14 protein-coding genes are annotated in these 14,425 nt (G+C 70.1%); 9 read left to right on the forward strand and 5 right to left on the reverse strand.

Features of this window, described 5'->3' with window-relative positions; translation table 11 throughout:
• Positions 1-95 precede the first annotated feature (95 nt).
• Positions 96-650, forward strand: coding sequence for a plastocyanin/azurin family copper-binding protein (locus SM754_RS14420; protein WP_323676942.1), 555 nt, complete (start codon positions 96-98; stop codon positions 648-650).
• A gap of 189 nt (positions 651-839) precedes the next feature.
• On the opposite strand, the gene SM754_RS14425 is transcribed toward SM754_RS14420, so the two are convergent.
• Entirely contained in the window at positions 840-2,123 is a 1,284-nt protein-coding gene (locus SM754_RS14425; RefSeq protein WP_323676943.1) for a mechanosensitive ion channel family protein, read from the reverse strand.
• A gap of 143 nt (positions 2,124-2,266) precedes the next feature.
• On the opposite strand from SM754_RS14425, the gene SM754_RS14430 reads away from it, so the two are divergent.
• From SM754_RS14430 to SM754_RS14440, 3 genes are all read left to right on the forward strand, one after another.
• Positions 2,267-2,770: a metal-dependent hydrolase gene (locus tag SM754_RS14430; RefSeq protein ID WP_323676944.1), complete on the forward strand. Its 504-nt coding sequence runs from the start codon at positions 2,267-2,269 to the stop codon at positions 2,768-2,770.
• A gap of 105 nt (positions 2,771-2,875) precedes the next feature.
• The gene (locus tag SM754_RS14435; protein ID WP_323676945.1) at positions 2,876-4,666 is read left to right on the forward strand and encodes an acyl-CoA dehydrogenase family protein; all 1,791 of its coding nucleotides are present in this window, start codon (positions 2,876-2,878) and stop codon (positions 4,664-4,666) included.
• Between the two features lie 82 nt (positions 4,667-4,748).
• The gene (locus SM754_RS14440; protein WP_323676946.1) at positions 4,749-5,492 is read left to right on the forward strand and encodes a preprotein translocase subunit SecD family protein; all 744 of its coding nucleotides are present in this window, start codon (positions 4,749-4,751) and stop codon (positions 5,490-5,492) included.
• 27 nt (positions 5,493-5,519) lie between these two features.
• On the opposite strand, the gene SM754_RS14445 is transcribed toward SM754_RS14440, so the two are convergent.
• Positions 5,520-5,693 (reverse strand): hypothetical protein, encoded by a 174-nt coding sequence (locus SM754_RS14445; RefSeq protein WP_323676947.1) that lies wholly within the window; start codon positions 5,691-5,693, stop codon positions 5,520-5,522.
• Positions 5,694-5,811: 118 nt separating this feature from the next.
• On the opposite strand from SM754_RS14445, the gene SM754_RS14450 reads away from it, so the two are divergent.
• Positions 5,812-6,519, forward strand: coding sequence for a class I SAM-dependent methyltransferase (locus SM754_RS14450; RefSeq protein WP_323676948.1), 708 nt, complete (start codon positions 5,812-5,814; stop codon positions 6,517-6,519).
• Between the two features lie 15 nt (positions 6,520-6,534).
• On the opposite strand, the gene rbcL is transcribed toward SM754_RS14450, so the two are convergent.
• Together rbcL and SM754_RS14460 are read right to left on the reverse strand one after the other, a co-directional pair.
• The gene (gene rbcL, locus SM754_RS14455) at positions 6,535-7,791 is read right to left on the reverse strand and encodes a type III ribulose-bisphosphate carboxylase (RefSeq protein ID WP_323676949.1); all 1,257 of its coding nucleotides are present in this window, start codon (positions 7,789-7,791) and stop codon (positions 6,535-6,537) included.
• Between the two features lie 96 nt (positions 7,792-7,887).
• On the reverse strand, positions 7,888-8,670 hold the full coding sequence (locus SM754_RS14460) for an HAD-IIA family hydrolase (RefSeq protein WP_323676950.1): 783 nt from the start codon (positions 8,668-8,670) through the stop codon (positions 7,888-7,890).
• A 111-nt stretch (positions 8,671-8,781) separates the two neighbouring features.
• On the opposite strand from SM754_RS14460, the gene SM754_RS14465 reads away from it, so the two are divergent.
• Both SM754_RS14465 and SM754_RS14470 read left to right on the forward strand, forming a co-directional pair.
• On the forward strand, positions 8,782-9,366 hold the full coding sequence (locus SM754_RS14465) for an NUDIX domain-containing protein (protein WP_323676951.1): 585 nt from the start codon (positions 8,782-8,784) through the stop codon (positions 9,364-9,366).
• A gap of 55 nt (positions 9,367-9,421) precedes the next feature.
• Positions 9,422-10,441, forward strand: a complete 1,020-nt coding sequence (locus tag SM754_RS14470) for a phosphotransferase family protein (protein ID WP_323676952.1) — start codon at positions 9,422-9,424, stop codon at positions 10,439-10,441.
• 72 nt (positions 10,442-10,513) lie between these two features.
• Here SM754_RS14470 and SM754_RS14475 read toward each other — a convergent pair whose 3' ends face one another.
• Positions 10,514-11,488 carry a Gfo/Idh/MocA family protein gene (locus tag SM754_RS14475; RefSeq protein ID WP_323676953.1) on the reverse strand — a complete coding sequence of 325 codons (975 nt, stop codon included), beginning with the start codon at positions 11,486-11,488 and terminating at the stop codon, positions 10,514-10,516.
• Positions 11,489-11,611: 123 nt separating this feature from the next.
• Here SM754_RS14475 and SM754_RS14480 point away from each other — a divergent pair, with 123 nt between their 5' ends.
• Positions 11,612-12,565, forward strand: coding sequence for a hypothetical protein (locus tag SM754_RS14480; RefSeq protein ID WP_323676954.1), 954 nt, complete (start codon positions 11,612-11,614; stop codon positions 12,563-12,565).
• 60 nt (positions 12,566-12,625) lie between these two features.
• A complete protein-coding gene (locus SM754_RS14485; protein WP_323676955.1) occupies positions 12,626-14,425 on the forward strand; it encodes a prolipoprotein diacylglyceryl transferase in 1,800 nt (599 codons plus the stop codon).

Genomic DNA, 14,425 nt, shown 5'->3' on the forward strand with positions numbered 1-14,425 from the left:
CGGTCTCGTCGACGGACCAGACCTGCGTTCGAACTCGGTCGCTTTTGGGTGAGAACTGGGAGAATCACCTTACGGGCCGCCGACGAACGACGAGTATGGACGAGCCCTCCAGGCGACGCGTGCTCGGGACCGCAGCGACCGCGCTCGCCGCGGCACTCGCAGGATGTTCGACGAGCGACGAGTCGACGACGCCGGCGGCGACCACGACCGGCGACCGGACGAGTGCAACGACAGCGGCTGCACCCACGACCACGGACGCGTCCACGACCACCGGGGAGTCGACGACCGCTCGGGAGACGACCGAGACGTCGACCACGAGCGACCAGACGACGACCAAGCGAACGACGACGTCGACGCCGACGACCGAGACCGTGACGGTCGCTCCCGGCGGTCGCCTCCGGTTCGACCCGGCGCGCGTGACGGTCCCGGTCGGGTCGACGGTCGAGTTCCGCTGGGACTCTGGCGGCCACAACGTCCGCGTCGCCGCGCGGCCCGATGGCGGCGACTGGGACGGGACGAGCGGCGGGGACGGCACCACCTACGGCGTCGGCCACACGCACTCGCACACGTTTGCGGTCGCCGGAACGTACGAGTACTACTGCGCGCCCCATCGCGGCGCGGGGATGCGTGGCACGGTCGTCGTGGAGTGAACCACCCCCGGTACGCTCCACGTCCACTCGGTTCACCGGTCGACGCGGTCAGAGGTCCACGCGGTTCAGGTACCAGAGCGCGACGTACGCGACCCCACCGACCGCGAACAGGACGACGGGGATGACGAACGGACCGACGACGTCGTAGAGAGAATCGAGCACGCGTCTACCTACGGGTGCGAGCGTCTTCTATCGTTCGCTCGCCTCACCCGCACCGTCTCCCGAATCACCGTCGCTCGCAGCGCCAGTAGCGTCCCCGTCGCCGCCAGTATTCTCGCTCGTAGCACCAGTAGCGGTCCCGTCACCGCCAGCCGTGCCGTCACCGGGGTCGTCGCCAGCGCCGCCATCGGCGACGGGCTCGTCCACGTCGGCGCTCGGTCGCTCGGACTGGACACCCGGAGTCCGGGCGGCGTCGGTCGCGGAGACGGTGACGTCGCGCTGCGGGAACGGGATCTCGATACCCGCGTCGTTCAGCGCGTTGTACAGGCCCTTGTTGAGGCGGTGCACGGCCTTCGCGCGCTTGACGGGCGTGCTCACCCAGCACAGGAGCTCGTAGTTCAGCGCGCTGTCGCCGAACTCGCGGAGTCGCATCCGGGGTTTCGGCGAGTCGAGCGTGAGGTTCTCGTCGAGCGCCACCTCTACCGCGAGGTCCTCGAACTCGTCGAGGTCCGTGCCGTACGCGACGCCGATGGAGACGCGGATGCGCCGCCGGCGCTGGGGGGCGGACTCGTTCGTGATGCTCGCGGAGTTCAGCTTCGCGTTCGGGACCGTCACCATCACCTCGTCGCGCGTGAGCAGCGTCGTCGACCGGATGCCGACGCGGACGACCGTCCCGGAATCGCCGGTGTCGAGCACGACGTAGTCACCGATCTTGTACGTGTCGTCGAAGTACAGCGCGAGGCCGCCGAAGAAGTTCGCGACGGTGTCCTTCGCCGCGAACCCGACCGCGATACCGGCGATACCCGCCGCACCGAGCAGTGGCGTGATCGCGATGTCGTAGATGGAGAGCGAGAGCACGCCAGCGCCGGCGAGGACGACGAACGTCCAGACGTTCGAGAAGATGGGCGCGAAGTCGTACTTGCCGGTCTTGTCGACGAGGTCGACCGCGCGGTTCACGATGCGGTTCAGCGCGAACGCCCAGATGAGGACGATCACGACCGCGGCGGGTCGGGAGAAGAAGTCCCTGAGCTGCTGCTCGTCGACGATGACGGTCGCGGCGTCCGTCGACGACACCGTGAGGAGCCAGACCCCGCCGAGCGCGGCCGTGATGATGAGCGGCCACCGCACCTCGGAGACGACGACGTCGTCGAACTTGCTCCCGGTCTGCTTGACGACGTTCCGCGCGAGCTTGAACACGACGAACTCGAGGACGATAGCGGCGACGAACGATACCGCGAGGACGAGGACCGTCCGCTCGACGACGCCGTACCCCGAGAGGTACTCCAGTAGCGGGTCGAGCACTGGATTAGCCATGGCACCCGATACGTCACGCCGTCGTTTAGTCGTTTCCGGTGGTTTCGCGGGCGTCGGCGGGCGCTGAGCGTGGTCGCGCTCGGTGGTGTCGTCGAGCGCGAGTAGGCCGAGCGTTCTTGTAGACGTACGAGGAAGACGTGGTCGTGTATCGGCTCGGTCACTACGGCGTGTCGCTCCTCCTGTACGCGCCCGTCGGGTTCGCGCTCGCGCTCCTGGGCGAGCCGGGACTGGCGGTCGTCGGCGGTGCGGGCGTGCTCGCACTGGCGAGGGTCCCGGACTACGACCAGCGCGTCCCCGGCATCACGCACCGCGGCGTGACGCACACCGTCCTGTTCGCGGTCCTCGTCGGCGCCGCGTTCGCGGGCGGTATCGTCGCGCTCTCGCAGGCCGGTGCGAACCCGCTGCCGGCGAGCGAGCTCGCGACGCCGGTCGCGTTCGCGTTCGCCGTCGGCGCGTTCGGCATCCTCGCGCACCTCGCCGGGGACGTCCTCACGCCGGCGGGCGTCCCGCTCCTCTGGCCGCTGTCCGGCCGGACGTACACGGTGTCGCTGACGACCGCGGACAGCACGGTCTGGAACTACCTCCTGTTCGCGCTCGGCGTGTTCGCGACGGCGGTCGCGGGCGTGGGCGCCCTGCAACTCGCCTGACGGGGAACGAGGGCTGCGACGGCGACGCTGCGCCCGCCGACGAAACGCGAGTGAACGCGTGGGGTGTTGGCAAACCACTTTGTGCTGGCCGCCGTCGATTCGCCCATGAGCGACCTGGACTACGCCGGCCTCGACCGCGGCCGGCACGTGAACTACCACGAATACGCCCCGACGCTCCGCCGCGCGGTCGACCGCGTCCTCGACGGCGACGACCACGCGGACGCGACCGAGCGTCTGCGAGCGTTCGGCGAGCACGCCGGGCGCACCATCGCGGACCACGCGGACTACGTCGACGACCACGGCCCGGAGCTCCGGACGTACGGCGACCACGGCGACGTCGTCAACGACGTCCGGTACCCGGCGGAACTCCACGAGGAGGCCCGTCTCGCCTACGAGTCCGGGATGGTCGCGGACGTCTTCGACGCGCCCGCTGGCCGCGAGAACTCGCTGCCGTTCACGCATCACTTCGCGATGGGGTACCTGCTCTCGATGAGCGACCCCGGCCTGTACTGCCCGGTGTCGATGACCGCCGGCGTCGCGCTCGTCCTCGACAAGTACGGCGACGGCGACGTCCTCGACCGGTTCCTCGCGGAGGCGACGAGCCGCGACTACGAGGCGCTCTCGGAGGGTGCGATGTTCCTCACGGAGGAGCAGGGCGGGAGCGACGTCGGCGCGACCGAGACGGTCGCGGAACCGACCGGCGAGCCGGGGACGTACGAACTGACCGGCGAGAAGTGGTTCTGTTCGAACATCGACGCGCAGGCGACGCTCGCGCTCGCCAGGACGCCGGACGCGCCGGCGGGGACGAAGGGGCTGTCGCTGTTCGTCGTCCCGCACGAACTCGACGCGGGAGTCGACGCGGACGAACCCGTCCTGAACGACCAGCGCTACCGGCGGCTGAAGGACAAGCTCGGGACGGTCTCGGTGCCGACGGGCGAGGTGGAGCTGACGGGCGCGACTGGCTACCTCGTCGGCGAGGAGTCCCGCGGGTTCAAGTACATGACGGACATGCTGAACCTGGAGCGACTCGCGAACGCGTCGGCGTCCTGCGGTATCATCGGTCGCGCGCTCTTGGAAGCGACGGTCCAGGCCGCGAACCGCGAGGCGTTCGGTAACCCCATCGAGGAGTACCCGCTGATGCGCCAGGACCTCGTGGACATGGCGGTCGACCACGAGGCCGCGGTCGCGTTCACGTTCGACGCCGCGGCGACGTTCGACCGCCGCGAGAACGCCGCCGACGAGGCCACGCGGACCGAGGCCTACCGGTTGATGCGTGCGCTCGTCCCCATCGCGAAGTACCGGACGGGCCGGATGGCGGTCGACACGGCGAGCTACGCGATGGAGGTCCTGGGCGGGAACGGGTACGTGAACGACTTCGTCACGAACCGCCTCCTGCGGGACGCGCAGGTCCTCCCCATCTGGGAGGGGACGTCGAACATCCTCTCGCTCGACCTCCTCCGCGCGCTGGATCGCGAGGACGCACACGAGCCGTTGCTCGAACAAATCCAGTCCCACCTCGACGCCGCCACGCACGACGCGCTCGCGGACGCGACGGCGGTCGTCGAGGCGGAGTACGCCGAACTCGGAGGCGCGCTCGCGCACCTCGGCGCGGTCGACGGCGACGAAGCCCAGTTGAAGGCCAAGGACCTCGCGGACTACGTGTTCGACGTCTACACGGCGAGCCTCCTCTGCGAGATGGCCCAGCGCGACCTCGAAGACGGCGACGCCCGGACCGCGCTCGTCGCGCGCCGGTTCGTCGACACGCACCTCGACGCCGCGAGCGGACGCGGCATCACGGACGACGACCGGTTCTCGCTCGAGCACTTCGACGCGGTCGTGAAGCACGCGAGCGTCGACCCCGAGAGCGTCGCGCCCGCCACGCCCGCGGACGACTGATGCGGCCCACAGAAGAGTCCCAACCCGCGGAAGAGTCAACCTGTCGAAACGTTTTTGCTGCGGTCGGGCGTACGCCGGAGCGATGCGAGAACCGATCGCCTATCGGTCCGCGGCTATCGCCGCGCTCGTCGTCGCGCTCGCGTTCGGTGCCGGCCTCAGTCCCGTCGACGCGCTCGCGACCGACGACGCGAGAGCAGCGTCCTTCTCACCTGGCGTCGAGACGACCACGGCGGGCGAGGCGGCTCCGCCAGACGCTCGGATCGTCGCCCGGTATCCCGCCGAGAACGGCTCGATGGTCGAACGCACGGTCGTCTCGCCCGCGGACGTCGCTCGCGTCGGCGAGCCCGTGAACGACTCGCGGACCGGCGCGTGGACGGTGGCGATGACGCTCACCGGCGACGGCGCGACCGCGTTCACGGAGACCCTCGTCGACACCGGGTTCGCCGACCAGCCCAGCAGGTGTCCGCCCACCGACGGCCGGAACGACGACGGCCACTGCCTGCTTCTCGTCGTCGACGGCGACGTCGTCAGCACCTCCAGTCTCGGTTCGGGGCTCGCCGAGGACCTCCGCAGCGGCGCGTTCGCGGACGACCCGCAACTCCGCTTCGTCGCGGGGAATCGGAGCGAAGCGCGCGCGGTCTGGCGAGGGTTCCGCCCCGAGAACCGGACCATGACGACCGGGACCGCTGGCGCCGACGCCGCGGGTGGTGACGAAGCTGGCAGTTCCACGAGTGACTCGTCGGGCCCCACGCCAGGGTTCGCTCTCCCCGGTGCTGTCGCTTCCCTTCTCACGGCCGCGGTCGCCGTCCGTCGTCGGCGTCGCTGACGTGTCACAACCCGGGGTCGTCGATGGTCACTGCACGCCGACGATGGCGTGACAGCCGCCGCAGACGTACACCTCGGTCGCCTCCCCCTCGACCGCGTGGGTCTCGGGGTCGAGCCGCGGCACGTTCTCGACGACCTCAAGGTCGTCGTGCGCGAGTTCGCCGCAGTTCTCGCACTCCAGGGGGTCGTGCTCGATGCGCATACGTCGAGCCTCGCGGGCCACGGGCAAGAACCCACCTCGAGTTTGCGAAATCGAATCACGCGGGCCGCGTTAACGTGTCTGGGCCAGACATTTGTCACCGGAGCGTGCTGGTTGGTGCATGACCGCCGACGCCGACGACTCCTTCGATGCCGAGGACGCCGACGATCCGCTCGCGCAGCGAGCGGCCGTCAAGGAGGGCTACGACGAGCTCGCCGAGGACTACGCCGCGAGCCGTTCGAGCGACGACCACCGGGCGCTCCTCGACCGGTTCCTCGACGACGCCCCCGAGGGCCGCGTGCTCGACGCCGGCTGCGGTGCCGGGGAACCCGTCCTCTCTCGGCTCGCCGACGAGCGCGCCGTCGTCGGCACCGACTTCTCGCGCGAACAGGTCCGCCGGGCGAGCACCGTCGCCCCCGGCCGGGTCGTCCAGAGCGACATAACCAGCCTTCCGTTCGCCGACGACGCCTTCGGTGCCATCACCGCGTTCTACGCCGTCATCCACGTTCCCTTCGAGGAACAACGAGCCGTGTACGACGAGTTCGCGCGCGTCCTCCAGCCGGGCGGCGAACTTCTGGTCACCGTCGGCGCCGAGGACTGGACGGGCCGTAACCCCGACTGGCTCGGCAGCGGCACCGCCATGGAGTGGAGCACGTACGGCCTCGAACGAAGCACCGAACTGCTCGAGGACGCCGGGTTCGACGTCTACGACGCCGTCGGCGCCATCGACACCGTCAGGGACGGCGACGCTCCGGACGAGACCCGGATCGTCGACCCCGACCACGAGGACGCCGGCCACCCGTTCTGCTTCGCGCGACTCGACGTCTGAACGGCCAGCGCGTCCCTACCGCGGCGTCTCCGCGCCCCACTTGTCGAGCGCGGTCGCGAGCTCCGGGTGGTCCTCCGCGTACTCGTCCAACGGGACGTCCTGCATCGTCGCCTCGACGGACTGCCGGAGCGCTCGCGCACCCGCCTCCGTCCCGTCGGGGTGGCCGTGGATGCCGCCGCCGGCCTGGATGGCGATGTCCGTCCCGAGCGCGTCGATGAGCGCGTCGGTCACGCCCGGATGCAGGCCGCCGGAGGCGACCGGGAGCACGTCGTTCAGCTCGTGGAGGTCGCTCTTCAGCCACGCGTTGATACCCGGCGTGTCCTCGTTCGCGAGCTTCCCGAGCCCCGCGGTCCCCGTGTGGATGTGGTCGACGCCACAGAGGCGTGCGACCTGCGCGAGCACGCGCATCGAGACGCCGTGGTGGTCCATGCGGTCGAACGCCGCGTGCATCGCCCGATGCGCGTGGATGGCGAGGTCCATGTCCTCGCAGTGCTCGCGGAGCGTCTGCACCGCCGACCACCCACACGTCACGACGTCCACCATCACGAACCCGCCGCCGTGCTCGTGCACGAACTCCGCGCGCCGGATCATCTCCTCGGTCTCCGCGGTGACGTTCACGAGGTAGTCCTTCTTCTCCCCGGTCTCCTCCGTGAGCTCCTCGGCCTTCGCGAGTGCGCGCTCGACGCGCTCCTCGAACGGATTGAACGGCTGGTCCGTCAGGTTCTCGTCGTCCTTCAGGAGGTCGACGCCACCGCGCCACGCGTCCTCCGCGATCTGGACGTGCGCGTCCGTCGACAACCCGACCTTCGGCTTCGGGACCGTCGCGAGCACCGGCCGGTCGCCAGCGTCCAGCTTCTCGCTCGCGACGCTCGTCCCGAACTGCGGCCCCGGGAACCCGTCCACGATCGTCTCCGGCCAGTAACAGTCCTCGAGCCGGATGCTGTCGACGGCCTTCATCCCCATGATGTTCCCCGCGATACACGAGAGGATCTGCGCCATCGATCCCCTCTCGAAGAGCGCGGCGGGGTACGCAACGCTGACGCGGTCGTCGTTCCCGATCATGTACGCCACCGCACTGAGGTCCGTGAGCTCGTCCTCGTCGACGTGCAGCGCCGCCCACGTCCCGTTGCTCGACTCGCTCGCGACGCGACTCGCCGCGGCCTCCATCGACATCCCATCGGCGGGGTCGATGGTGAACTCGCACACCAGGTCGTCGTCGCGGGGTTCGTACTCGAGGTCGAGGAAGTCGTCGTACTCGATTCCGGTCGTCATAATTCGAGCGTTCTCTCGCACAATACAAAAATGTGCGCCGGCGTTCCAGCACGCCGGGACCGGCCGCTCCGGGCTTCCCGTCCGCGATATCGAGCCCTACGCGATATCGAGGATGCCGGTGACGTCCGCGAGGACGTGGTCCGGCGTGACGTCGCTCGCGGCCGCGTCGGCGCGAGTTGCGACGCCCGTCTCGACGAGCGCGGTCGTCGCACCGGCGCGGTCGCCGAACGCGACGTCGGTGTCGAGGCGGTCGCCGACGACGAGCGCGCGAGCGGGGTCGCAGCCGAGGCGGTCGAAGACGAGGTCGACCGTGAACGGATGCGGTTTCCCGAGGACGGCGTCCGGGCGACGTTCGGCGACCGCGGCGACGGATTCGACGACGGCGCCCGACCCCGGGACGAGCCCCGAGTCGGTCGGGATGGTGCGGTCCGGGTCCGAGCCGACGAACCAGTCGACGCCAGCGTCGAACGCGGTGAGCGCGTCGGTGAGCGTCCCGTACGTGAACTCGCGGTCGATGGACGCGACCACGCCGTCCGCCGCCGTCGGGTCGTCGACCACGTCGAGCGACGCGTTCGCGACCTGCGACGCCAGCCCGTCCTCGCCGACGACGAACGCGGCGTCGCCGGGGTGCTCGCGGTCGAGGAACGCGACCGTCGACGACCCGCTCGTCACCACCTCGTCCGCGGTCGCCTCGACCCCCGCCGCGCGGAGCTTTCCGACGTACGATTCCGGCGTCCGCGTCGGATTGTTCGTCACGAACGCGACGCTCGCACCGGCGTCCCGGACCGCCGCGACCGCGTCGGCCGCACCAGGAATCGCCGTCTGACCCCGCAAGAGCGTTCCATCCACGTCGAACACGACGCCCTCGAACTCTCTCATCCCTCGACCCTTCGAGCGACGGGACGGTAAGCGCGAGGGTCGCGGAGCGACCGGCGAGCGGGAAGGCTCGCGACCGAAATCGTTTCACGGGACGAGCGAGAGGTCCGGGCGATGGCGTACACGCTCGACGCCAGCCGGCCGACGTACTGCCCGCACTGTCGCGACGAGCTCGATGCGGTCGACGTCGAGGGGTCGGCCGTCCCGCACTGTCCGAACTGCGAACTCCGTGCCTTCCGGAACCCCGTGCCGGTCGCCGCCGCAACCGTCGTCGACGGCGACGCCGTCCTCCTGATCGAACGCGGCCGCCCGCCGAGCGCGGGGACGTGGGCACTCCCCGGCGGTCACGTCGACGTCGACGAACCGCCGGCCGTCGCCGCGGCGCGCGAACTCGAAGAGGAGACCGGGCTCGCCGTCGACCCGGACGCCCTCCACCCCATCGGGAACGGCCACCTCCGGTTCGCGTCCGGCGACGCGACGGTCTCGATGAACTACGCCGCGCCGCTGTCGGCCGCGACCGGCGACGTCGAACCGGGCGACGACGCCGCCGACGCGAGGTTCTGGACGCTCGAGGAGGTCCGCGCGGTCCTCCCGACCCAGGCCGACGTGGAGAGCGGTCCCGGGGACCGGTCGATGCTCGCCGGCTCCGGCCCACGGCACGTCCAGCGTGCCGTCGACCGGTTCCGCGACGACGCGTGAGAAGGGACGACGTGAGACCGACACGTCTACCAGCGCCGTCCGCGAACGCGCCCTCATGCCGTTCGCCGCCGACGCGCTCGCGCTCGACGACGTCCGTCGGATACTCGCCCACCTCGACGTCGTCGCGGACCCCGTCGACCTTCCAGCGACCGCCCTGACCGCCGTCGGCGACGGCGTGAACGACGTCCTCGTCGTCGACCCACCCCACGCGGGCGCCGAACGGTTCGTCCTGAAGGTCGGGACGTTCTCGCACCCCGAACACCTCCGTGGGGGCGTCGCCGCCGCTCGCGCACTCCGCGCGTACACGACGCTCCCCGTTCCGGCCGTCCTCGGGTTCGACCCCGGGAGCGACGACCGTCCGCCGGCCGTCGCCACGGAGCACTGCGACGGCGACCCGCTCGCGCGCGACTTCGACGACGTCGAGAACCTCACCGACCCGGCCCGCGTCTCCCTCCTCGGCGCCGTCGTCGCCGCGTTCGACGCGCTCCCGGCCGACGCGGCGACCGGCTGGGGGAACGTCAAGCGCGACGAGACGGTGGACGGTCGCCCGCACCTCACCGCTGGCCACGACGCGTTCGACGAGTGGGTCGCGGCGTACGCGACGAAGCACTTCGAGTCTCCGGTCGACCACCCCGCCATCGAGCGCGTCGCGCCCGACGCTCTCGAGTACTTCCGGGCCAACCGGCATCGGCTCCCGAGCGACCCGTCGCCCTCCATCGTCGTCACCGACCTCTCGCCCGGGAACCTCCTCGCGCCGGACGGCCGCCCGCCAGCGTCCGTCGACGGCCTCGCCGGCGTCGTCGACCTGGAGAGAGCGAAGCTCGGGCCAGTAGCGTTCACCGCGACGAACCTCGAGTACCTCCTCACCAGCGCGGTCGACGAACCGACGCCCGTCCGGGACGCGCTCTACGAACCGCTCCCGTTCGGGCCGACGTTCCCGCTCCGAGACCTCTACCGGCTCGTCGCGGTCAGCCGTGCCGTCAGCGGCCTCGACACGTGGGAGGACCCGGAGACCGACGCGTTCGACCGACGCGCCCGAGCGGTCGCACGCGAACTCGAGCGCATCATCGACTGACCGGAATCTCGCGACCGACGTTCGAGTGGGTCGGTCCCCCACGCCAGTGAAGGAGTCCAGAACGCCGGCGGGTCAGTCTAGGACGACGCGCTCGCCCGACTCGGCGCTCTCGTAGATCGCGTCGATGACGGCCATGTTCGCAATCGCTTCGTCGCCGTCGGTCTCGGGGGACTCGCCGGACGCGACGCAGTCCGCGAAGCGCTCGACCTGACGGCGGTACTGGTCGCCCGCGTCGAACGTCTCCAGGACCTCGCGGCCGTCGACGGCGTACTCGAGTTCGACCGTGTCGCCGCGCGGGTTGAACGCGTCCCGCGGTGCTTCCAGCCACCCGTTCTCGGCCTCGACGCGATACCGTTGGACGTCCTGCGTGTCGAAGCTCGCCGACACCTGCGCGGTCGCACCACCGTACTCGAGCCGTGCGGCGACGTGCGTGTCGACCCCACAGTCGCGCGAGTCCACGGTTCGAGCGGAGACCGCGTCGGGCTCGCCGAGGAGCGTCCGCGTGACGTTCACCGCGTAACACCCCACGTCCATGAGGCTCCCACCCGCCAGGTCCGGGTCGAGGCGGATGTCGTCCGCGCGCCCGCGGAGCGGGAACTGGAACGTGGCGTACGCGCCACGGACCGCGTCGAGCTCGTCCGCGACGATCTCTCGTGCTCGGCGCGTCCGCGGGTGATACCGGTACATGAACGCCTCCATGAGCGTGACGCCGGCGTCCTCGCAGTACGCGACGAGGTCGCGTGCCTCGGCCGCGTCGACCGCCAGCGGCTTCTCGCAGAGGACGTGCAGGCCCGCGTCCGCCGCCGCCTTCGTCCACTCCGCGTGCATCGCGTTCGGGAGCGGGACGTACACCGCGTCGAGGTCGTCGTCCGCGAGCAGCGCCTCGTACGAGCCGTACGCACGGTCGATACCGAGGTCGTCCGCGACCGCGCTCGCTCGCGTCCCGTCGCGCGACGCGATGGCGGCGACCACGTGTTCGCTTCGCTCGATCGCCGGCACGACCGCTTTCAGTCCGATGTTCGCCGTGGAGATGACGCCGAATCGCATACCGTCGCCCACGGAACCGCCGAAGTTAACGACCGCGGTCGCCGTTGCTCCCTCGAAAATATGCGTGACCGGGATGAGGAAAATTTAACTTACCGCGGAACAGGTGCGTTAACCAATCACCCGATGTCCGAATCTACCCGAACTACTGCCGACGGCGGTGAACCCGACACGTTGAACGTGGAGGACCTCTTCGCCACCGACGACACGGACATCTCCATCGACGACGGAGAGTCCGACGACGAGACGGTTACACCGGGCTCCGAGACGGTCGCGCCGGACGCCGAGGACACGACCGCCGACGAACTCTTCGCGCAGCTCCGGGAGGAACAGGACGACGCGGACCAGGCACACGCCGTCGACGAACTCGGCGACGAGTCACCGGACGAGATCATGGCTCGTGCGGACGAGGAGGCGGAGCACGTCGACCAGATCGACGAGTCCATCCGCGCTGACGAAGGGGCGCTCGACGACCTCCTGCTCACCGAGCGCCGCGAGGCCGACGGCTTCCTCTGGGTGGAGACAGGAGACGACGCGACCGGGGCCGACGACGTCGATTCGCTGTTCGCGCCAGACGACGACACGTCGACCGACGGCTGGAGCGACCCAGTCGCGGCCGACGACGAGTCGAGTACGGACGCGGTGACGGCCGACGACGACACACCGAGTGCTGACGCGGTGACAACCGACGACGACGACGGGTTCGCGCTCACGGACGACAGTTCGGAGCCGTTCGACGGGCGCGCCGCGACGTTCGACGCCGCTGACGCCGACGACTTCGCCGCCGACGCCACCGAGTTCGAGGCCGAGAGCGAGGACGCGTCGACGGAACCGGCCCAGGACGCGGACGTCGCGCAGAGCGTCGACGAGCCGACCGCCGACCGCGGGGAGGAACCTGCTGTCTCCGACGAACCGGAAGCCAGCAACGGCGAGCGCGAAGACGCCGCGGTGAGCGATGACGCCGCAGCGAGCGACGAGGCGAGCGATGCCGACGACGAGAGCAATGCTGACGACGAGAGCGATTCCGACGACGACGGGGGCGGTCTCGCGTCGCGCATCCGCTCCATCCTCACGGGGTGAGGTCGCGCCGTTCGGGGGTCAGGTTTAATTCCTTCCCGAGCTATGGGTCCGATATCGTAAATGACGGGTGACTCAGCGCTCTCTGCGTACGTCGAAATCTGTCGCGGTTTTGGGCTGTCGAACGACGAGATTCGAGCGATTCACGCCGGCGGTGAAGTGCCCGACGACGTCGACCCGCGGAAGGTGGTCGCGAAGGCGCTTCCGGACAACCCGTCAGCGAGCGACGCGCATCACGCGCTGTTGAAGGTCCTCTCGAACTCCTCGCGCGGTATCGACGCGCCACGGGACTTCGACGAGAGCGAAGTTGGAACGCAACTCGACGCCGTCCTCTCCGCTATCGGCGGCTCGGTCTCTACCGCGGACGCGAACGACGACCCGCTCACCGCGGGCGGCCCGAACCCGGAACCGTGGACGATCGAGGTCGCCGACCCGTCCGGGAACGTCCGCGAGCTCTCCTTCTCGTTCCCACCGCACGACCTCGGGACCGACAACTATCCGGCGATACTGGACGCCATCGAGTCCGCGGTCCTCGACGGCGCCCCGTTGACGTTCGTTCGACTTTCGGACGACGACCGCTGGCGGTTCGTGCTCGTCAACGAATCCAATCTCGAGTCGTTGACGTCGAACCTCGGCGACGGCATCTCGTTCGCCGGCGGCGACCTGCTCGCGGACGACCAGATAGCGGCCTTCGTTCCCCTGGACGTCGGTGACGACGCGGCCGACGTCGAACCCCCGGACGAGATACCGAAGGAGCAGGAGGAGGAAGCCATCGGGAACCTCTTGACGACGGACGAGAGCATCGACGACATCCTCGCGACGGACGAAGAGGAGCCCGAACCCGAGCCCGAGTCGACGAGTCCCGTCGACGATAGCCTCGACGACGTCTTCGCGTCGATGGAGAGCGACATCGCCGAAGGCGGTGAGCCCGTGGACGCGGGCGACTCGCCGTTCGAACAAGCCGAGCCGGAACCGGAACCCGCGGCAGAGCCGGAACCAGAGCCCGTGGCCGAGCCCGAGCCTGCAACCGAGCCGGAACCCGCGGTCGAGCCGGGAACCGAGCAGGAACCAGAACCGGAGCCTGCGGCTGAGCCAGAACCCGAACCGGAGCCGGAGCCCGAACCTGCGGCTGAGCCAGAGTCCGAACCGACGGCCGAACCGGAGCCGGAGCCCGAACCTGCAACCGAGCCGGAACCAGAACCGGAACCAGAGCCCGAACCGGAGCCGGAGCCCGAACCTGCAGCCGAGCCCGAATCGGTCGAGTCCGAGCCGGCTGCGGCGTCGTCGTCCGGCGAGAGTGTGGACGCGAGTGCGGAGGATAGACCGACCGCGGACGTCGAACCGGTGGAGTCCGAGCCCGCGGAAGCAGACGTGGAGGCCGAACCCGGAACGGCAGACTCCGCGACCGCTGACGCCACGCCCGGCGAGATGGTTGACGCAGAACCGGAACCGGCGGCCGCGGCGTCCGAGTCTACCGAATCCGGGTCCGCGGACGCCGACCCCGTCGAGGCGGAGCCGACCGAAGCCGAGTCCGCGGACGCTGACCACGTTGAGGCGGAGCCGACCGAATCCGAGCCCGCGGACGCCGAGCCGGCAGCGGCGGAGACGACGGAGGCCGACCTGTTCGAAGCCGATTCTGCGAGCGGTACCGCGACGGCGGCCGGCGAGGACGAACCGTCGGACGCGACCGCGGCGGATGCACCGTCGGCGGACGCCAGTACGGCCGACGCGGCCTCGTCAACCGAACCGGCGGAGTCGACGACGTCCCCGCCGGCCGAGTCGTCCGCGACCGCCGACGGCGAGGAGTCGTCGTCGAAGGGTGTCGTCGGTCGGTTCGTCGGCTGGCTGAAGAACCTGTTCTGA

This window comes from Halorubellus amylolyticus, from assembly GCF_034808145.1.
GTDB lineage: Archaea > Halobacteriota > Halobacteria > Halobacteriales > Natrialbaceae > Halorubellus.

Excerpts from the sequence above, each read along its gene's own strand:
- SM754_RS14435 (WP_323676945.1), top strand. The coding sequence starts at position 2,876 with ATGAGCGACCTGGACTACGCCGGCCTCGACCGCGGCCGGCACGTGAAC.
- SM754_RS14485 (WP_323676955.1), top strand. The coding sequence starts at position 12,626 with ATGACGGGTGACTCAGCGCTCTCTGCGTACGTCGAAATCTGTCGCGGT.
- SM754_RS14460 (WP_323676950.1), bottom strand. The coding sequence starts at position 8,670 with ATGAGAGAGTTCGAGGGCGTCGTGTTCGACGTGGATGGAACGCTCTTG.
- SM754_RS14470 (WP_323676952.1), top strand. The coding sequence starts at position 9,422 with ATGCCGTTCGCCGCCGACGCGCTCGCGCTCGACGACGTCCGTCGGATA.
- SM754_RS14450 (WP_323676948.1), top strand. The coding sequence starts at position 5,812 with ATGACCGCCGACGCCGACGACTCCTTCGATGCCGAGGACGCCGACGAT.
- SM754_RS14425 (WP_323676943.1), bottom strand. The coding sequence starts at position 2,123 with ATGGCTAATCCAGTGCTCGACCCGCTACTGGAGTACCTCTCGGGGTAC.
- SM754_RS14475 (WP_323676953.1), bottom strand. The coding sequence starts at position 11,488 with ATGCGATTCGGCGTCATCTCCACGGCGAACATCGGACTGAAAGCGGTC.
- SM754_RS14420 (WP_323676942.1), top strand. The coding sequence starts at position 96 with ATGGACGAGCCCTCCAGGCGACGCGTGCTCGGGACCGCAGCGACCGCG.
- SM754_RS14440 (WP_323676946.1), top strand. The coding sequence starts at position 4,749 with ATGCGAGAACCGATCGCCTATCGGTCCGCGGCTATCGCCGCGCTCGTC.
- rbcL (WP_323676949.1), bottom strand. The coding sequence starts at position 7,791 with ATGACGACCGGAATCGAGTACGACGACTTCCTCGACCTCGAGTACGAA.
- SM754_RS14445 (WP_323676947.1), bottom strand. The coding sequence starts at position 5,693 with ATGCGCATCGAGCACGACCCCCTGGAGTGCGAGAACTGCGGCGAACTC.
- SM754_RS14465 (WP_323676951.1), top strand. The coding sequence starts at position 8,782 with ATGGCGTACACGCTCGACGCCAGCCGGCCGACGTACTGCCCGCACTGT.
- SM754_RS14480 (WP_323676954.1), top strand. The coding sequence starts at position 11,612 with ATGTCCGAATCTACCCGAACTACTGCCGACGGCGGTGAACCCGACACG.